Raw genomic sequence first — 19,990 nt, forward strand, 5'->3', positions numbered from 1 at the left:
TGATTATCATGAAAACAAAATATCTTTTGGCTGTCAGCGTTGTCAGCCTTTCCACCGCAGGCCTCTTGGCCACACCGGCATCGGCACAGTCCACCGGTACGCGCGATTTCGAAAATGATGTCATCATCGTCACCGGCGGCCGGTCCAGTGATGTGGGCGGAGTAGAAATTCCCAACACGCCGAAGGCGAAACAGGTTCTCGAGGAAGAAATCATCCGGCGCCAGCGGCCCGGCCAGACGGTCAATGATATCGTCAACCTTGTTCCCGGCGTCAGCTTCCAGAACAATGATCCCTGGGGTTCTTCCGGCGGTTCGTTCACCATCCGCGGCTTCAGCGACGACCGCATCTCGCAGACGCTTGACGGCCTGCCGCTCAACGATTCGGGCAACTATGCGCTGTACACCAACCAGCAGGTCGATTCGGAAATCATCGAGCAGGTCAACGTCAACCTGGGCGTGACCGACGTCGACAGCCCGACTGCTTCGGCCGTCGGTGGCACGATCAACCTTCGCACCCGCGAGCCGAGCGACGAATTCAAGCTCACCGGCACGCTTTCGACTGGCAGCACCTTTGCAAAAGGCGATAACGGCAACCGCGACCGTCTTTATGTTCGTGGTTTTGGCATGATTGATACCGGTGACATTACCGGTTTCGGTACCAAGGCATTCGTTTCGGCAAGCTACACGCGCTACAACAATCCGTTCAACAATTACGGCATTGTCGAGAAGCAGCAGTATAATGGCCGTATCTGGCAGGATATCGGAAGCAACGGCGACTTCATCGCTGTGGCCGGTCACTATAATGAAAACCGGAACAACTTCTTCGGTTCCTTCTCGCTGGACAGCTTCCCGCAGACGCGTGCGGATCGCTTCTATGACATCAACTATCCTTGTACGGTAGAATTGCCGCAAGCCGGAACCGCCCAGAGCGACAACAATTGCGGCGCCGAATTTGACCGTCGTTACAACCCGTCGAACACCGGCAATATCCGCGGTGCGTCGCGCTTCACTCTGACCGACGGCCTGGTTCTTTCGGTCGATCCAAGCTTCCAATATGTAAAAGCCAATGGCGGCGGTGACGAAGAACTGCTCGAGCAGACGCGCAACGTTGGCGGCGTTGAAATGACCGGTTTCATTAGCGGACGTTACTATTTCGGTCGCGATCTCAACGGTGACGGCGATACGCTTGACGAAGTAACCGGTCACGATCCAAGCCAGACCCGCACCCGGCGTTTTGGTGTTATCTCCAACCTCTCCTACGAGCTTAACCCGGACCACCGTTTCCGTCTTGCCTATACTTATGACGATGCCAACCACCGTCAGACGGGCCAGACCTCAGTCGCTCTGTTCAACGGCGAAATCGCCGATGTTTTCCCGGTCAACGATGGTCTGGTGACGGTTGACGGCTTCGAGCTCAACAAGCGCGACCGTCAGTCTTATGCAACCCTGCACCAGATTTCCGGTGAATATCGCGGTACATTCGGTGATCTCACCGCGGTACTCGGTCTGCGGGCACCATTTTTCAAGCGCGAACTGAACCAGAATTGCTACACCACTTCGGCAAGCGGTTTCCTCGATTGCGTGGGCGGCGTCAGCGCGGCCTACGAAGCAGCCAACCCATATAATTATGATGCAGCAACCAACACTGTCACCGGTTCGGCAGTGCCGCAGTCACGCACATATAAATATGACGATATTTTGCCGAACATTGGTCTGACCTACGCTTTCGGCAGCGCATCGGTGTTTGCAAACTATGCCAAGGGGCTTTCGGTCCCGGCTACCGATCCGCTCTATGACTCGCTCTATTTCCCGGAAGATGCTCCGGGCGTACAGCCGGTACCTGAAACAACCGACAGCCTCGATTTGGGTCTCCGGTATCAGAGCGGAAACATCCAGGCACAATTTGCTGGCTGGTACACGCGCTATAACAACCGACTGGCATCTTCCTATGATCCGATTCTCGATGAATCGGTATTCCGGAACCTCGGCCGTGTCGACAAATATGGTCTCGACGCCTCGGTTGCCTGGTCTCCGACACCGGCAACGATGGTCTATGTCTTCGGCTCGATCAACGAATCGGAAATCAAGGACAATGTACAGACCGACGTCTGCTCAGCGACCGACATAACCAATGGCGTTGCCCAGTGCACCGCGGTTGGCGATCCGATCTTTGCCCTCACGGCCGGCAAGAATGAAAGCGGAGCCCCGCTCTGGACCGTTGGTGCACGCGTGCAGCAGCAATTTGGTGACTTCGAACTGGGTGCCCAGGTCAAGCACACCGGCAAGCGCTGGGTGAATGACACCAATGAACGCTCTGTCGGTGGTTACACGCTGGTCGACCTCGACCTGCGCTGGACGATCACGCAGAACCCGTTCGGTGACGATGTTGCGCTGCAGCTGAACGTGACCAATCTGTTCGACGAACTCTATGTCGGCGGCTTTGGCGGCGACCTCGATGGCAATTCGCCATTCGTTCAGATCGGCGCACCACGCGCGGCGAGCATCTCGCTGATCTTCGGTTACTAAGCCAAGAAACCAATCCACCCGGTGCGTAGCAGTTTCGCACCGGGGATTTGGAAAGCAGGAATTCGGCGGTGCTGCAGAGTGCCGCCGTTTTTCGTTGGGGGTTCGCGCTTCGCAAGACGCAACGTTATTTTACGCAACAGTTGCAGGCCGATCCGCCGGCCAATACTCAAAATGGCTGTGATAGGAGGCCCGGCCCGAGAAAACGGGGGACGACGGCTGACTGCCGGAAAAGTTAGTGCGCTTCGCTGCGCAGCATCACCTGCTGGGCAACCAGTTTCAGCTGTTGATTGACGCTTTCATCGGTGCATATGCCCTCGCTGAACATGCCGCCCGATGCATTGATGCCGACGCCCAGCGGCGTCGGCCAGCCGCGCAGCGAGTGGACGATCGAGCGCAGCGCCGCCAGGGTGCTGCCTACCGCTTGCCAGCCGTAGGCGGTGACGATCAGGCCGACCGGTATCCCGTCGAGATAGACCCGCGCGTCGGTCGATGTCTCTTCGATATAGTCGATCGCATTCTTGACCAGGCCGGAAACGGTACCGTGATAGCCGGGGCTGGAAATCACAATGCCGTCGGCGCGCCGCACCAGTTCGACCAGATCCTTGCCAGTCTGGTTCAGGCCGGCCGGATCCGAACGGTAATGCGGCAGCGCCATCAGCCGGTCGGATCCGAACAATTCGGTTTCGGCGCCGGCATCTTCGGCGGCTTGCAAAGCAATTCCGAGCGCGACTTCGGTCGAGGAAGTCGGGCTGGTCGTACCGCCAAGCCCGAGGATGAAAGGTTTTTCTGTCTGTTGCACAGGATTGCCATAACGAGGGTTGGTGGGCAATTGCAACGGCCTTGTGCCCTGGCTTTGTTTCTTAATTGACCGATTAAATTTGCGGCATTATGACCGTAGCCAACGGGCGGGCTGCGCGCGCTTCTCTTTTCTCAGACCAAAGGAATCTCCCATGCGTAAATTTACCGAAGAACAGCATATGTTCCGCGATGCCTATCGCCGCTTCCTCGCCGACGAGGTTGCTCCGCGGATGGACGAATTCCGCGAAGCCGGCATTGTCGATCGCGAGATATTCAAAAAGGCCGGTGACCAGGGTTTTCTGATGATCTGGCCGGACGAGAAATATGGCGGCATGGGTGACAAGGATTTCCGCTATGAGCAGATCATCATCGAGGAAACCGTGCGGGCGGGTTGTGGCGAATGGTATAATACCCTGCACAGCCGGCTGGTCGGACCCTATTTGCAGAATTTCGGCAATGAAGAACAGCGCGAGCGCTTTTTGCCGAAATGCGTCAGCGGCGAAACGATCCTTGCTGTTGCAATGACCGAACCGGGTGCCGGTAGTGATCTTTCGGGCATGAAGTCCATGGCAAAGGACATGGGCGATCATTGGCTGCTCAACGGATCGAAAACCTATATCTCCAACGGCATCAATGCAGACCTGGTCGTCGTCGCGGCCAAGATCGACGGGGTTGATGACAAGCATGCGATGGTGCTGCTGATCGTCGAGCGCGGCATGGAAGGCTTCGAGCGCGGCCAGAATCTGGAGAAAATCGGGCTGCACGCCCAAGATACAGCCGAGCTGTTTTTCAATAATGTCAAAATCCCCAAGGAAAATACGCTGGGGACGCCGGGCAAGGGCTTCATCCATCTGATGGAAGGGCTGGCCGAGGAACGGCTGATCGGGATGGTCGGCTATGCCGCAACGGCGCGCCGCGCTTTTGACGTGACGCGCGAATTTGTCATGGAACGGGATGTTTTTGGCAAAAAATTGTCGGATATGCAGAATACCCAGTTCAAAATGGCCGAAATGGACGCAAAAATCGACATGTTCCAGGTCTATGTCGACCATTGTATCGACATCCACAACCAGGGCGGGCTGACCGCCAATATCGCCGCCAAGGGCAAGATGCTCGGCAGCGAGATCGAGTGGGAAATGGCCGATCTCGGGCTGCAGCTGCACGGCGGCGCCGGCTATATGAAGGAATATGAAATCAGCCGGATCTTCACCGATGCCCGGATGAGCCGCATCTACGCCGGGTCGAGCGAGATCATGCGCTACATCATCGGCCGTGACGTTTTCAGCCAGAAATATCAATCTATCCTCGAATAGTTTATAGCGGAATAGCGCCGGTCAGGGGGCGAGTCGCCCTCTGACCAGGTTGACGTTTACGTAAACTGCTTGACTGTGTTGCACTGCACCATTAGCATTGCGCAACACTTTTCCAATTCTTCCAGCGAGAGGAACCCAAATGACCGAAGCCTTTATCTATGACGCAGTGCGATCCCCGCGCGGCAAGGGCCGCAATGATGGCGCCCTGCATGAAATCACCGCTCTCGATCTGTCGGCCCAGGTGCTGGCATCGATCAATGACCGCAACGAGCTTGAAGGCCATGAAGTCGAGGATATCGCCTTTGGCTGCGTCTCTCCCGTGGGCGAGCAAGGCGCGGTCATCAGCCGCATGGCGGCGCTGAAAGCCGGCTATGCCGACACCACCTCGGCAATCCAGGTCAACCGCTTCTGCGGGTCCGGTCTGGAAGCGGTGAATATCGCGGCCGGCAAGGTCTGCTCCGGCGAAACCGATCTGGCCGTCGGCGGCGGCATCGAATCCATGTCCCGCATCCCGATGGGCAGTGACGGTCTCGGCGGCATGGCCGATCCCTCTCTCGTCTTTCAGGAATATTTCGTGCCGCAGGGCATTTCCGCCGATCTGATCGCCACCAAATATGGCTATAGCCGCGATGATGTCGACGCCTATGCCGTCGAAAGCCAGAAACGCGCTGCCAAGGCCTGGGACGAGAAGCGCTTTGCCAAATCGATCCTGCCGATCCGTGATGTCATCGGTGAAGTCGTGCTCGACCATGACGAACTGATGCGCCCCGAAACCGACATGCAATCGCTCGGCGCGCTCGGCCCCGCATTCCAGATGATGGGCGAACAGATGCCCGGCTTTGACGATGTCGCGATTCTCAAGCATCCCGAGGTCGAGAAGATCAACCATGTCCATCATGCCGGCAATAGCTCCGGTATCGTCGACGGTTCGGCCGCCGTCCTCATCGGCAATGAAAAAGCCGCCGAAAAATACAGTCTCAAACCGCGCGCCCGGATCATTTCGATGGCTTCCATCGGTTCGGAACCGACAATCATGCTGACCGGACCCGAATTCGCAGCGAAAAAGGCGCTCGAACGCGCCGGCATGACCGCGAAGGACATTGATCTGTGGGAACTGAACGAAGCCTTTGCTGCCGTCGTCCTGCGCTTCATGGACGCAATGAATGTCGACCATAGCGACATCAACGTCAACGGCGGCGCGATCGCCATGGGCCATCCGCTCGGCGCGACCGGCGCGATGATCCTCGGCACCGCGCTCGACGAGCTCGAACGCTCCGGCAAGTCCACCGCTCTTTCGACGCTGTGCATCGGCGGCGGCATGGGTATCGCTACGATTATCGAGCGCGTGAACTAGGAACACAGATTGCAGTGCCCCTGCGCAGGCAGGGGCCCATCTCCCGTTCGTGCCAGGCACAACAATCCGGAGATGGACTCCTGCCTTCGCAGGAGAACAGGAAAGGAAAAAACATGAGCTACGAAACACTGACAGTCGACATCGACAGCGACGGCATCGCCCTCGTCACCATCGACCTGCCCGGCCAGTCGATGAACGTCTGGAACCAGGCGCTGATCGCCGATTTCAAGGGATTCACCGAAGAGCTGATCAGCGATGACGCGATCAAGGGCGCGGTAATCACTTCGGGCAAGAAATCCGGCTTCCTCGCCGGTGCCGATCTCAACATGCTCGGAGCATCCAAGGCCGACAGCATGGCCGAAGCGTTTGAAAGCGCATGGGAACTGAACGGCATGTTGCGCCGCATGGAAACCGGCGGCCATACGGCGAAGGAACTGCTCAAGGGCACCGCCCACGCCAAGCCGGTGGCCTGTGCGCTGAACGGCCTCGCCCTCGGCGGTGGTCTGGAACTGGCACTCGCCTGCCATTATCGTGTGTGCGCCGACTATCCGAAAATCCAGCTCGGCCTGCCCGAAGTGCAGGTTGGCCTGCTGCCAGGCGGCGGCGGCACCCAGCGCCTGCCACGTCTCGCAGGCCTGCAGGCCGCCGGCATGGCGATCATGACCGGTCAGCCGATGAACCCGCAGGCTGCGCTCGCGCAGAAGATCGTGGATGAAGTCGTCCCGGCGGACGAAGTCGTTGCCAAGGCCAAAGCATGGGTCAAGGCCAATCCCAAAGCGTCCGCGCCATGGGACAAAAAGGGCTATAAATTCCCCGGTGGCGCAGGATCGATGGATCCCCGCGCTGTGCCACTTTACCTCGGTTCCTCGGCCATCGCGCTGAAGCAGAGCAAGGGCAATTTCGAAGCGGTCAAGGCGATCCTGTCCTGCCTCTATGAAGGTTCGATGTTGCCGATCGACACCGCCCTCCGCGTCGAGAGCAAATATTTCACCAAGCTGCTTGCCGGCCCGCAAGCCAAAAATATGATCCGCACCCTGTTCATCAACAAGCAGGCAGCGGAAAAAGGCGCGGCCCGTCCAAAGGGCGTTCCACCGTCCGACATCAAGACCGTCGGCGTTCTCGGCGCCGGCCTGATGGGCTCAGGCATCACCCATGTCACGGCCAAGGGCGGGATGAATGTCATCGTCCTCGACCGCAATATGGAGGAAGCGCAAAAGGCCATCGATTACAGCCAGAAGATCGTCGACAAGGGCGTGAAGCGCGGCAAGATGACCCAGGAAAAGGCTGATGCCTTCATGGCCCGGATCACCCCGACCGACAATTATGACGATCTGAAAGATGTCGACCTGATCATCGAGGCAGTGTTCGAACGCCCCGATGTCAAAGCCGATGTTATCAAGAAAACCGAAGCGGTCATCGGCAAGGATGTAGTCTTTGCGTCCAACACCTCGACCCTGCCGATCACCGGCCTCGCCAAGAATAGCGAACGGCCCGACCAGTTTATCGGGATGCACTTCTTCTCGCCGGTCGAGAAAATGCCGTTGCTGGAGATCATCCCTGGCGCCGAAACCGGTGACAAGGCTCTGGCCGTCGCGCTCGACTATAATGCGAAAATCCGCAAGGTTCCGATTGTCGTCAAGGACGTCCGCGGCTTCTACACCAACCGCGTCTTCCCGCCTTATGCCAATGAAGCGATGCTGATGGTTGCCGAAGGCGTGAAGCCGGCGCTGATTGAAAATGCCGCCATCGCCATGGGCATGCCGATCGGTCCGCTCGCCGTGGTCGATGAAACGACACTGCAGCTCGGCTATGACATCATGACCTCGACCAAGGAAGAAATGGGCGACGCCTATGTTCCGAGCGGTACCGAGGATCTGATGGAAATCATGGTCAACAAGATCGACCGGCGTGGCCGACGCTTTGGCGGTGGTTTCTACGAATATGCCGAAGACGGTTCGAAGAAATTGTGGCCCGGCCTTGCCGACCATTTCCCGCTGGCCGAAGAACAGCCGGCTGTCGAAGAGGTCAAGCAGCGTTTGATGTTCATTCAGCTGATCGCCACAGCGCAATGTTTCGACGAAGGCGTCGTCTCCGATCCGCAATCGGCCGATCTCGGCGCGATCTTCGGCTGGGGCTTCGCCCCATGGACCGGTGGTCCGATGAGCCATATCGACACGATGGGCGTCGATAATTTTGTCCGCATCGCTGACAATCTCGCGCAGAAACATGGCGAACGGTTCAAACCACCGATGAGCTTCCGCGAGAAAGCCGATAAGGGCGAGAGCTTCTACAAAGCGGCTTAAAGTCTGATCAGAATAATATAGGAAAGAGCTCCTTCGGGGGCTCTTTTTTTGCCTCTCAGGACAGGCGCTCGGATAGCGCGTCGAATTTGTCGGAAAGCTGGTCGAGCTTTTGCGCCAGCTGGTCGATTGTCGCATTCTCCGCGCCGCCGTTGCCCTCAATAGAGCCGTAATGCGACCGGAACAGCGCCACCATCTGCTCCACGACCGGCGCCTGCTCGCGGACCTTGTGGTCTGAGTCCAGGGTCATTTCGATGGACCGCCCGCTATATTCCAGACTGCCGTAAAATATATCGCGCGCCTGCCAAAGCACGGCATCCTGCCGCAATTCCCCGCGATCCTGCCCGCGCAGGAACAGCCGGTCGAAGACCGCGACATAATGCCGCAGATGATCGCGCGATACGCTGACCTCGCTGTTGTTGCGCCGGAGCGCGAAGCTGAGATTGATGAAGTCGGCGTTCAGGATCAGGATGTTCAGATGATATTGCGCCAGCGCCCGCAGCCGGTCGAAAAAGCCGTCCGCGGTGACTGACGCCATGACCGCCTCGGCTTCCCGGGTCAGCCCGTCCCAGAATTGTTGCAACACCGCGAGCATCAGCTCGGCCTTCGATTCATAATAGCTGTAGATCGTGCCTTCGCCGATCTGCGCCCGGCGCGCTATTTCGGATACCCGCGCCCCGTCGAAGCCATGCTCGACAAAAACGGCGCGGGCGGCATCGAGAATCGCCCGCTCCTTGCGCTCCAGCTTGCTCCGCCGGGTTTCCGGATTGACCGCCTTGGTTGCCAAATTCTGTCCTCTATTGAGCTTGACTCGGATATACCGAGTGCTATTCAATTAGCCTTTGCGGACTCGCCGTGTCAAATAGTCAATGGTCCGCTCGGTAAAATCGGAAAGAGGCGCTGCACCAATGCCCCAGTTCAAATCCAAGATTGTCACCGGTTCGGAGAGCTTTGCCCAGAATCGCAAGGACATGCTGGCACTGATCGATCATTTGCGGTCGCTGGAAAAGCGTGCGGTAGAAGCATCGGAAAAACGGCGGCCGACTTTCGAAAAACGCGGCCAGCTGACCCCGCACGAACGGCTGAAACGCCTGCTCGATCCCGGCATGCCGTGGCTGCAGCTTTACAATATGGCCAATTATCTGGTCGAGGACAGCAATCCTGACACCAGCATTCCAGGCGGCAGCGTGATATTGGGAATCGGTTTTGTCAAAGGCGTGCGCTGCATGATCTGGGTCGATGACAGCGGCATTCGGGCTGGTGCGGCGACGACCGGTGGCTGGGACGCCAGCAAGGGCGCGCAGAAAATTGCGCAAGACCTGAAACTGCCATTCATCCATCTGGTCGAAAGCGCTGGCGCGAACCTGATGGAATATAAAGTCGAGCTATGGGCGCACGGCGGCATGCTGTTCCGCAATCTCGCCTGGCTGAGCGCAGCGGGTATCCCGACGATGGTGGTGCTGCACGGTCCTTCGACCGCGGGCGGCGCTTATATGCCGGGCATGTCCGACTATGTCATCGGCGTCCGTGACAATGGCATGGCGGCGCTGGGCGGTGCGGCGCTGGTCCATGCGGCAACCGGTGAAGTTGCCGATGACCGCGAACTCGGTGGTACCGAAATGCACGCTTCGACCACGGGCAGCGTGGAATATCTCGCCGATAACGATGCCCACGGCATTGCTATCGCGCGCGAGACCATGGCCCGCCTCGACTGGAACAAGAATACCAGGCCGATCCGACGCAATGGTTATGAAGAACCGGTCTATGATATAGACGAGATCGCCGGTATAGTGCCAGTCGACTATACCATTCCCTATGACGTCCGCGAGGTAGCCGCGCGGATCGTCGACGGATCGGATTTCGAGGAATTCAAGCCGCGCTATGGCCCCGGCACCGTCTGCATGCAGGCGAGCATCATGGGCCATGCAGTCGGCCTGATTGGCAACAACGGCCCGTTCGATCCCGAAGCAGCGGCCAAAGCGACGCATTTTTTCCAGCTATGCGACCAGTCCGAACTGCCGATCATCTTCCTCAACAACACCACCGGCTATATTGTCGGTACCGAGTCAGAGCATAAGGGCATGATCAAACTGGGCAGCAAGATGATCCAGGCCGTATCCAATGTCCGGGTCCCGAAACTGGCCCTTTATATTGGCGCCAGCTTTGGTGCCGGCAATTACGGAATGAGCGGCACTGCCTTCGAACCCGACTTTCTGTTCAGCTGGCCCAATGCGAAAACTGGCGTCATGGCGGGTGCTTCGGCGGCCAATACGATGAGCCATGTCGCCCGGGTGCAGGCCAAGCGCAAAGGCATCGAACCCGACGAAGAAGCGATCGCCAAGCAGGAACAGCGTATCAAGGATATTTTCGAAGCGCAGGAAAGCGCCTTCTTTACCTCCGGCCGGATACTCGACAATGGCGTGATCGATCCGCGCGATACGCGCAAGGTGCTGGGCTTTGCGCTGGAGACGATTTTCGAGGCGCAGAACCGGACGCTTCATCCCAATGCTTTCGGGGTGGCGCGGATATGAGAATCGTGGCGACATTCACGCTGTGCTCCGCACTTGATGCGGAGCTCTTGCGGCGCAGCGCTGCCGACGCCAGGGCTCCGGCTCGGGGGCCGGAGCACAGAACGGAATACAGGATATGACCGACCTTCCACAAACCGAGACGCTCGAACTTGAGCTGCGCCAAGGCTGGCTCACCATCTGGTTCAACCAGCCGGAAAATCGCAATGCGTTGAGCGACGCATTGGTAGCGGAACTGGCCGGCGTGTTGAAAAGCGTTCGCGACGATCGCACGGTACGCGGGATCACCTTGCGGGGACGCGGCGGCGTATTTTGCGCCGGAGCGGACCTGAAGAATTTCAAAGAGAATTTCCAGAAAAGCGGCAACCGCGCGGCGATCATCAAGATGTCGAGCGGCGCGGCAGAGATTTTCGATCTGGTGAACACCGCTCCACAGGTTGTGATCGTGCTGATCGAGGGCGCAGCGATGGCGGGCGGCTTTGGTCTGTCCTGCTGCGCGGATGTGGTGATCTGCGAAAGCGGCGCACGCTTTGCAATGACCGAGACCGCCATAGGCGTTTCACCAGCCCAGATTTCGCCCTTCGTGATCCAGAAGCTCGGCTATGCCACCGGCCGCCGCTTGATGCTGACCGCTGCGCGTTTTGATGGGGCGGAAGCCCACAAGCTAGGTTTTGCAGATTTCATTGCCGATGATGCAGATGGCCTCGAGGCGATCGAAATGCAGCTGCGTAAACAGGTGTTGGGCGCTGCGCCCGGCGCTGTCGCTGCCACCAAGGAACTGCTCGGACAGATTGCCGGAAAGCCGCGCGACGAAGTGATCCGCCTGGCGGCCGAGAATTTTGCCGATCGCATGGTCAGCGACGAAGCCAAGGAAGGCGTCGCCAGCTTCTTCGAGAAGCGCAAGCCCAATTGGGTGGTGAAGCCTTAATGAGAAATCAGCGCCTCAGCATAATCGTCATCCTGAACTTGTTTCAGGACCTTTCCCGTTCATCATCTCACGAGATGCTGAAACCAGTTCAGCATGACGAGGTTTACACATGACCCGAATCAACACTCTCCTGGTCGCCAACCGCGGCGAAATCGCCTGCCGGGTGATGCGCACGGCCAAGACGCAGGGCATGCGCACCGTCGCGGTCTATTCCGACGCGGACGCTAATGCACCCCATGTCAAAATGGCGGATGACGCCGTGCGTATCGGCCCGGCTCCGGTCAATGAATCCTATCTGCAGATCGACAGGATCATCCAGGCGGCCAAGGACACCGGCGCGGATGCGATCCATCCGGGCTATGGTTTCCTCTCGGAAAACGCCGCCTTTTCCAAAGCCTGCGCCGACGCGAATATCATCTTCGTCGGCCCGCCGGAAAAGGCGATCGATGTCATGGGCGACAAGGCGCGCTCGAAGCGGGCGATGATCGCTGCCGGCGTGCCCTGCGTGCCCGGCTATCAGGATGACGACCAGTCGGACGAGCGGCTGGTTGCCGAAGCAAAGACGATCGGGGTGCCCTTGATGGTCAAGGCGGCCGCTGGCGGTGGCGGGCGCGGCATGCGGCTGGTCCATGATCTGAAAGACGTGCCCAATGCGATCAAGCTGGCGCGGTCCGAAGCGGAGAATGCCTTCGGCAATGGCGAACTGATTCTCGAGAAAGCGATCATCAAGCCGCGCCATGTCGAGATCCAGGTCTTCGCCGACAGCCACGGCAACACCATCCATCTCGGCGAGCGCGACTGTTCGGTTCAACGTCGCCACCAGAAGGTGATCGAGGAAGCCCCTTGTCCTGTCATGACGCCAGAGCTGCGCGCGAAAATGGGCGCGGCTGCGGTGGAGGCGGCAAAAGCGGTCGATTATGTCGGCGCCGGCACAGTGGAGTTTCTGCTCGACCAGGCGGGTAGTTTCTATTTTCTCGAAATGAACACCCGCCTGCAGGTCGAGCATCCGGTGACCGAGGAGATCACCGGTTTCGATCTGGTGGCGCTGCAGCTCAAAGTTGCGTCAGGCGACTTGCTTGGTCTTGAACAAAATGACATCACGCTCACCGGCCATGCCATGGAAGTGCGGCTCTATGCCGAGGACCCGGCGGATGATTTCCTGCCGAGCACCGGCCCGGTCCATCTGTGGAAACCCTCGACCCTGTCGCGGGTCGACAGCGGCATCGAAAGCGGCGGCGAAGTCTCGCCCTTTTACGATTCGATGGTCGCCAAGATCATCACCCATGGCGCTACCCGCGATGAAGCCCGTCGCCGGATGATCAGGGCGCTCTCGGAAACCACCCTGTTCGGTCCGAAAACCAATCGCGATTTCCTGATCGATGCACTGGACCGGCCCGACTTCGTGAAGGGCGAGGCCACGACCGCCTTTATCGCCGAAAATTACGGCGAAGATGGAGTCGCTCTCGGCGCGCATGATTTTTCGTCTTATGCGATCGCTGCAGTCATCCATCACAAGCTGCGGCAGCAGGCGGCGCACAAGCTCGCGCTCAACGTCAATCCGGAAATGCTCGACTGGTCGAATACGGGCACGCTGGAGACAGTCGCCCAATATACCGATGGCGAGGATGCCCAGACCATCCATGTCCATGTCAAGAAGCCCGGCCATTACCGGGTAAGCTCCGGCGAGGAAACGGCCGCGATCGAGTTGATCAGCCTGACCGCAGACCGTGCGAAATTGCGGGTTGAGGGGCGCACCGTCGAGACGATCTATTATGATGACCATCGCACTCTCTATCTGGCGCTGCCGAGACGCTCGCTGACCGTAACCGACCTGACCGGCCTCAGCGCCATGGAAGATGCCGGCGGCGGCGGCACCGTGGTCGCACCGATGCACGGGCTGTTGCTCGAGATATTGGTGGAAGCCGGCGCGCGGGTGGCCAAGGGCGACAAGCTAGCGGTGCTCGAGGCAATGAAGATGCAGCACGAGATACTCGCCGAGATTGACGGCACGGTGGAAAGCATCGCGGCGACGGCGGGCGTGCAGATTGCCGCCGATGATCTGATTCTCGAGATTGTCGCGGATGAAGAAAACGACGAGGCATGATAGCGACCGTTCGCCCTGAGCCTGTCGAAGGGCAGCCCGCGCGCACTCATGCTTCGACAAGCTCAGCACGAACGGAGAGACCCACCAGTGAACAATAAAATCTGCGACATGCTCGGCATCGAGTTTCCGCTGGTCGCTTTCTCCCATTGCCGCGATGTTGTCGCGGCGGTTTCGAGAGCCGGTGGCATGGGCTTGTTCGGCGGCGTCAATTGTTCCCCGGAGACGCTTGAGGAGGAGCTCAGCTGGATCGATGATCACGTCGATGGCAAGCCTTATGGTTTGGATATCATCGTCCCGAACAAGGTCGAGGGCAAGGGCGAACAGCCGGACCCGGAAGCCGTTCTCGCGTCGATTCCCGACCGGCACAAGCAGTTCACCGATGATATCATGCAGCGTCATGGCGTCGACCCGCAGCGTAGCGCCGAGGATATCGAAGCGGTGCGCCGCGAACAGGTCGCCTTTACCGACAATCTCCGCGGCGGCACCGCAGAAGCGATACTGGAAGTCGCCTTCCGCCATCCAATCAAACTGATTGCCAATGCTCTGGGCATTCCGCCGCAGGTGATGCTGGAAATGGGGCAAAGGCACAATGTTCCGGTCGCCGCTCTGGTCGGGACACGCGACCATGCGATGAGTCAGGTCGCTGCCGGTGTCGATATCATCATTGCCGTTGGCGGCGAAGCGGGCGGCCATACCGGCGATATCTCGACCATGGTGCTGATCCCCGAGGTCTGCAACGCGCTGGCTGGGATCGGCGATGACACGCCGGTGCTGGCCGCCGGCGGCATTGCCACCGGCGCGCAGATGGCCGCCGCCATGGCGATGGGCGCGAGCGGCGTCTGGTGCGGCTCGGTCTGGCTGACCACGGTCGAGGCGGAAACCAATCCGGTAGTGAAAGAAAAAATGCTCGCTGCCACGTCACGCGACACGGTCCGGGCGCGCTCGCGCACCGGCAAACCGTCGCGGCAATTGCGCTCACCCTGGACCGACGCATGGCAAGCGGAAGGCGCGCCCTCGCCACTGCCGATGCCGTTGCAATCGCTGGTCGCCGAACCGCCGCTGCGGGTGCTCGACAAGCTGAGCCAGGGCGACAATCAGGGCGCCAAGGATCTTGCCACCTATTGGGTCGGGCAAGGCGTCGGCCTGATGAACGAACAGATGACCGCGGGTCAGGTGGTGCAGGGCTTCAAGGAAGATTTTCTCACCGCTTACGAGAGGCTTTCCGCCAACCTGGGCGAATGACAATCCCCTATCCATCCTGAGCTTGTCGAAGACCCGGTTGCACCATATGGTCGGGCGCGCTCTGCAGAGACAGGGTGGGGATTGAGGATCGCATGACAGAAGCAACACAGCCCCTGGCCGGGATCAAGGTCGTCGAGTTTTCCACCATGATCACCGCCTCGCTGGCAACGATGATGTTCGCCCAGCAGGGCGCCGATGTGATCAAGGTCGAGCCACCGGGTATTGGCGATCCGATGCGCTGGCTCGGCAGCCAGAAGGGTGGCATCTCCGGTCTGTTCCACAATTGCAATCAGGCCAAGCGCTCGATCACCCTCGATCTGAAATCAGCAGAAGACATCGCCCACGCACGCCAGCTTTGTCTGGAGGCGGATGTGGTGATCCACAATTACCGGCCCGGCGTGATGGACCGGCTCGGTCTGGGAAGCAAGGCGCTGCGCCAGGAGAAGCCGGAGCTCGTCTATTGCGCGATCACCGGCTTTGGCCATGAAGGTCCCCTCTCCGGCCGCCCGGCCTATGACCATGTGATGCAGGCGATGGCCGGCTTCATGACCCTGCAGGGCCATCCCGAAGGCTTTGCCTATGTCAAAACCCTGATCTGCGACAAGATCACCGCCTATACTGCCGCGCAGGCGATCACCGCCGCCCTGTTCGCCCGCGAACGCGGTGCCGGCGGCCAGCATATCGATCTGTCGATGCTGGAAAGCTGCGTCGCTTTTCTCTGGCCGGACGGCGGGATGCATCTGACGCTGCAAGCCGACGACGTGACCCACGGCGCCCCCTTCGCCGACTATTACCAGCTTCCGCTCCGATCCACGGACGGAGCCATCGCCTATGCCGCGATGACCGACGATCACTGGGCGGCGATATTCGATATCGTCGGTCGCCCGGATCTGAAGACGGAAGAAAAATACCAGGGGATGGCCAACCGCAGCGTCCATATGGCGGAGCTTGCCTCGATCATCGCCGCGCAAAAGCCCGACCTGACCAGCGCCGAAATGGTCGCCGCTCTCGCTGAACATGACGTGCCGGCCGCCCCCTGCCTTGCGCTCGAAGACCTGCCCGCCCACCAGCAGGCCGTCGCGATCGGCATATTCGAACAAACAGAACATCCGCTGCTTGGCGCGGTTCAGCATGTTAGTGCACCGGCCCGTTTTGGTGGTACCAAGCTCGCGCCCTGCGGCCCCAGCCCGGCACTGGGCGAGCACAGCGACGCGATTCGCGCCGAGCTTGCCACACACCGGCAACCATAGACCGCTTCAATCGGATCCTGTCGCCGTGATCTGGTTGCACATGGCTGCAATCTGGCTATTCTCTCCCAAAAAATAAGGAGAGAATCGCATGACCTGGCAGATGGCCGATATCTGGGAGAATATTGCTGCGGCAATTCCCGACAAGCCCGCAATCGTCGATGGCGACAAACGCTATAGCTGGTCCGAATATGAAGAACGGGCGGCCCGGGTCGCGCAAATCCTGACCGACCACGGGCTCAGGCCCGGTGCCAAACTCTCGATCTATTCCTATAATGCGGCGGAATATATGGAAACCCAGTTCGGCGCCTTCAAAGCCCGCGTCACACCGGTCAATGTCAACTATCGCTATCTCGAGGCGGAACTGACCCATGTGATCAACAACAGCGACAGCGAGGCGCTGGTTTTCCAGGCCCAGTTCGCACCAAGGATCGCGGCGATCCGTGACCAGCTCGAACGGGTCAGGCTTTTCCTCGAAATCGACGACGGCTCGGGCGAGCATCTTGATGGTGCTCTTGACTATGAAGAGACCTTGCAAAGCACGCAGCCGATGCCGTCGATAGAGCGCTCCAACGATGATATTTACATGCTCTACACCGGCGGCACCACCGGCATGCCCAAAGGGGTGATGTATGATCACAAGAGCTTCGGCACAGCTTTGCTCGCCAAGGGTTTTGAAATGCGCGAAATGGAACCGCCCACCGATGCTTCCGGCTTCGGCCCACTGGTCCAGCAACTCCATGAGGCCGGAGCGACGGGACGTTCGATCCCGGCCTGCCCGCTGATGCACGGCACCGGTATGTGGATCGGTGCGATGGTCCCGCACAGCCTCGGCGGCTGTGTCATATTGTGCAACAACAGCCATTTTGATCCGGCGGCGCTCTGGCAACTGGCGCAGGACGAGAAAGTGACCGATATCACCATCGTCGGTGATGTCTTTGCCAAGCCAATGTTGGCGGCGCTGGAAGCGGCCAAGGCGGCAGGGCAAGCCTTTGATTTATCGTCCCTTCAGTTGATGGGCAGTTCCGGCGTAATGTGGTCAACCGAGGTGAAACGCGGCCTGCTGGGCCATTTGCCGCACATGGCGATCGTCGACAGCATGGGCTCGACCGAAGGCAGCATGGGAACGTCGATCACGACGGTGGAGAATATCGACAGCGACCAGACCGCGAAGTTCGAGATGAACCCGACCACTAGAGTGCTGACCGAAGATGGCAAGCCGGTGGTCCCCGGGTCCGGTGAAATGGGGCTTATCTGCAACGGTGGAATGGTGCCGCTCGGCTATTATAAGGATGAAGCGAAAAGCGCCGCGACCTTCAAGACCTTCGATGGCGTGCGTTACTCGATCCCCGGTGACTTTGCGACGGTCGAGCCCGATGGCTCGATCACCCTGCTCGGTCGCGGGTCCGCCTGCATCAACAGCGGCGGCGAGAAAATCTTTCCCGAAGAAGTCGAAGAAGCGCTCAAGACACATGACAGTGTCTACGACTGCCTCGTTGTCGGCGTGCCGGATGACCGCTTCGGACAGATGGTGACGGCGGTCCTTTCGATAGCGGAAGACGCAAGCTTCGACGAAGCAGAACTGAATGAGCATGTCCGCTCCAAACTTGCGGCTTACAAGGCACCGCGTGCCATAATCCTGGTTGACGAGGTGCCACGCGCGGCCAATGGCAAGGCGGGATACAAAGCGGCCAGGGAAATTGCCCTCGATCGGTTGCAGGTGCCGGCCTAGGCCCGCAGAATCGGTGACCAAATGGTTTGCCGACACCTCAGCCATTGACGGACGACGTATGATCGCCGCAAGGAAGACCCGTGATTGTCGAACTCATCCACAACCCGGCTTCCGGCACTTTTAACGAATTGCGGCTGGACGTTTTGTCGCACGCTTTTCAGGCTTGCGGGGCGCAGGTGCGGCTGGGCCGGACCGAAAAAGACGGGCGGTTCGAAATCTTCCCCGAATGCGATCTTGTCTGCGTATCGGGCGGCGACGGCGCCTTGCGGCTGGTGGTCGCATCGATGGTAAGGACCGGTCTCTCAAAACCGCTTTGCGTTTTCCCCGCCGGTACCGTCAATCTGGTTGCCAGGGAACTGGGCTATTCCGACGATCCCGAAATATTCGCTCGCGAAATCATGGCGGGTTATCTGGATAAGCAAGTGGCGCGGCTGGAAGCCCCTCTGATCACCGCGGATGACCAGCCCTTTGTCGCCTGCATCAGCGCAGGCCCGGACGGACAGGCGGTCGCACGGCACAGTCCGGCACTGAAGAAACGGATCGGCGGAGCCGCCTATGCCTGGTCTCTGGTCAAGCTGTTCGGGGACTGGCCCCAACTGCGTTTCACCCTCACGGTGGAAGCGCCCGACGGATCGGAATCACGACTGACGACCGCTGCTTTTTACCTGCTCAAGGCACATCATTATGCCGGCAGCTGGACGCTGGCGCCGTCTGCCGAATTGGCCGCCGATATTTTCCATGTCGTCGCACTGACGCGCGCTCGCCGTCGCGATTTTTTTCGCTTTTTGCTGGCAGCAGCATTGGGCCGCGATCCGGCGCGGCTGGAATTTATCCAGTCGCTGCCTGCGCGCCACGTCTCGATAACGGCCATAGACGAACCGTCCCGACAGGCAGCTTTCCAAGTGGATGGCGATCTGCTTTCCGGGCAAGCCGGAGAGATCAGGATGACCGGGCAGAATATTATTTATTGCCTGCCGCTTCCGACATAAGAGCGCCGGTCTAGGCGGCGCGGCAATGGTCCGCAATCAGATTGACCATCGCCGGCAATTTGCTCGGCGGTAGGTCATGGCCCATGCCTGCTACCAACTCGAACCGCGCATTTTTGACATGGGCGGCGATATCCTCGCCACATGCGAATGGAATGAGCGGGTCGTCTGCGCCGTGGATAACCATTGTCGGTGCGGTGATCCGTTGCGCCACGGGTCGCAGATTGCCGGTGTCGATAATTGCCGCCATCTGGCGTTTCGGGCCGGGCGGGTAGAATCCGCGCTCTTGTGCCAGCTTCATCATTTCGCGCCGTTCGTCTTTCCGGTTACGGCCTTCTTCTGATGCGATGAGTGACGAAAAGGCTAGCCCCAGTTCCAGAGCCTCGTCCGGTGTCCGCGCTTTCGCCCGCGCGGTCTGCAGCAACACCCTGCGGACTTCGGCATCGGCACCGGGCAGGCCGGGACCATTTGTCGATGACATCACCGGCGTGAAGGACAAGACCCGGTCGGCATGGTCCGCAGCGATCAACTGGCCGATCATCCCGCCCATCGAGGCACCGACAATATGGGCCTTGTCGATTTTCAGCGCGTCGAGCACGCCGATTGCGTCTTTCGCCATGTCACTCAGATCATAAGGCGCCATCCGTCGTTTGGGGAAAAAGCGCTTGGCGATCATCTGCCGGATCGGATGTGGTGGCCGCACACCATCAAACTTATAGGAAAGACCGACATCCCGATTGTCGAATCTGACGACCCGAAAACCCTCAGCCACCAGTCCGTTGACGAAATCCATCGGCCAGTAGATCAGCTGTGCGGTATAGCCCATGACCAGCAATATGGCCGGATCCTCGGGGTTGCCGTGATCTTCCACTTCAATATTGATGCCGTTGGCCAAGACTTGCATGTAAATTTCCCGAGCTGCGCAAAAGCCGA

At 59.3% G+C, this 19,990-nt stretch carries 14 protein-coding genes; 11 read left to right on the plus strand and 3 right to left on the minus strand.

Features of this window, described 5'->3' with window-relative positions; translation table 11 throughout:
- Positions 1-8: 8 nt before the first annotated feature.
- Complete coding sequence (locus ACHZCJ_RS10495) at positions 9-2,525, plus strand: TonB-dependent receptor (protein WP_159646532.1); 2,517 nt, start codon at positions 9-11, stop codon at positions 2,523-2,525.
- 232 nt (positions 2,526-2,757) lie between these two features.
- Here ACHZCJ_RS10495 and ACHZCJ_RS10500 read toward each other — a convergent pair whose 3' ends face one another.
- Positions 2,758-3,324, minus strand: coding sequence for an NAD(P)H-dependent oxidoreductase (locus tag ACHZCJ_RS10500; protein WP_321326221.1), 567 nt, complete (start codon positions 3,322-3,324; stop codon positions 2,758-2,760).
- A gap of 151 nt (positions 3,325-3,475) precedes the next feature.
- Here ACHZCJ_RS10500 and ACHZCJ_RS10505 point away from each other — a divergent pair, with 151 nt between their 5' ends.
- The 3 genes from ACHZCJ_RS10505 (at position 3,476) to ACHZCJ_RS10515 (ending at position 8,293) form a co-directional block, all read left to right on the plus strand.
- Positions 3,476-4,636 carry an acyl-CoA dehydrogenase family protein gene (locus ACHZCJ_RS10505; protein WP_321326223.1) on the plus strand — a complete coding sequence of 387 codons (1,161 nt, stop codon included), beginning with the start codon at positions 3,476-3,478 and terminating at the stop codon, positions 4,634-4,636.
- Between the two features lie 139 nt (positions 4,637-4,775).
- On the plus strand, positions 4,776-5,990 hold the full coding sequence (locus tag ACHZCJ_RS10510) for an acetyl-CoA C-acetyltransferase (RefSeq protein ID WP_159646538.1): 1,215 nt from the start codon (positions 4,776-4,778) through the stop codon (positions 5,988-5,990).
- Between the two features lie 113 nt (positions 5,991-6,103).
- Entirely contained in the window at positions 6,104-8,293 is a 2,190-nt protein-coding gene (locus ACHZCJ_RS10515) for a 3-hydroxyacyl-CoA dehydrogenase NAD-binding domain-containing protein (RefSeq protein WP_321326227.1), read from the plus strand.
- A 55-nt stretch (positions 8,294-8,348) separates the two neighbouring features.
- On the opposite strand, the gene ACHZCJ_RS10520 is transcribed toward ACHZCJ_RS10515, so the two are convergent.
- Positions 8,349-9,077: a TetR/AcrR family transcriptional regulator gene (locus ACHZCJ_RS10520; protein ID WP_321326230.1), complete on the minus strand. Its 729-nt coding sequence runs from the start codon at positions 9,075-9,077 to the stop codon at positions 8,349-8,351.
- 121 nt (positions 9,078-9,198) lie between these two features.
- Between ACHZCJ_RS10520 and ACHZCJ_RS10525 the strand changes: the two genes are divergently transcribed.
- From ACHZCJ_RS10525 to ACHZCJ_RS10555, 7 genes are all read left to right on the plus strand, one after another.
- Positions 9,199-10,821, plus strand: coding sequence for a carboxyl transferase domain-containing protein (locus ACHZCJ_RS10525; RefSeq protein WP_321326231.1), 1,623 nt, complete (start codon positions 9,199-9,201; stop codon positions 10,819-10,821).
- Between the two features lie 115 nt (positions 10,822-10,936).
- Positions 10,937-11,746, plus strand: a complete 810-nt coding sequence (locus ACHZCJ_RS10530) for an enoyl-CoA hydratase-related protein (RefSeq protein WP_321326233.1) — start codon at positions 10,937-10,939, stop codon at positions 11,744-11,746.
- A gap of 109 nt (positions 11,747-11,855) precedes the next feature.
- Positions 11,856-13,850: an acetyl-CoA carboxylase biotin carboxylase subunit gene (locus tag ACHZCJ_RS10535; RefSeq protein WP_321326235.1), complete on the plus strand. Its 1,995-nt coding sequence runs from the start codon at positions 11,856-11,858 to the stop codon at positions 13,848-13,850.
- Between the two features lie 87 nt (positions 13,851-13,937).
- On the plus strand, positions 13,938-15,092 hold the full coding sequence (locus ACHZCJ_RS10540; RefSeq protein ID WP_321326237.1) for a nitronate monooxygenase family protein: 1,155 nt from the start codon (positions 13,938-13,940) through the stop codon (positions 15,090-15,092).
- A gap of 92 nt (positions 15,093-15,184) precedes the next feature.
- Positions 15,185-16,342, plus strand: coding sequence for a CoA transferase (locus ACHZCJ_RS10545; protein WP_321326239.1), 1,158 nt, complete (start codon positions 15,185-15,187; stop codon positions 16,340-16,342).
- Positions 16,343-16,430: 88 nt separating this feature from the next.
- Positions 16,431-18,071, plus strand: a complete 1,641-nt coding sequence (locus ACHZCJ_RS10550; RefSeq protein ID WP_321326241.1) for an acyl-CoA synthetase — start codon at positions 16,431-16,433, stop codon at positions 18,069-18,071.
- Positions 18,072-18,151: 80 nt separating this feature from the next.
- Positions 18,152-19,060, plus strand: coding sequence for a diacylglycerol kinase family protein (locus tag ACHZCJ_RS10555; protein ID WP_159646556.1), 909 nt, complete (start codon positions 18,152-18,154; stop codon positions 19,058-19,060).
- Between the two features lie 10 nt (positions 19,061-19,070).
- Here the strand turns inward: ACHZCJ_RS10555 and ACHZCJ_RS10560 are convergent, their stop codons facing one another.
- Positions 19,071-19,961 carry an alpha/beta hydrolase gene (locus ACHZCJ_RS10560; protein ID WP_321326244.1) on the minus strand — a complete coding sequence of 297 codons (891 nt, stop codon included), beginning with the start codon at positions 19,959-19,961 and terminating at the stop codon, positions 19,071-19,073.
- Positions 19,962-19,990 lie beyond the last annotated feature (29 nt).

The sequence above is a fragment of the uncultured Parasphingorhabdus sp. genome (assembly GCF_963677535.2).
In the GTDB taxonomy this organism is placed as follows: domain Bacteria; phylum Pseudomonadota; class Alphaproteobacteria; order Sphingomonadales; family Sphingomonadaceae; genus Parasphingorhabdus.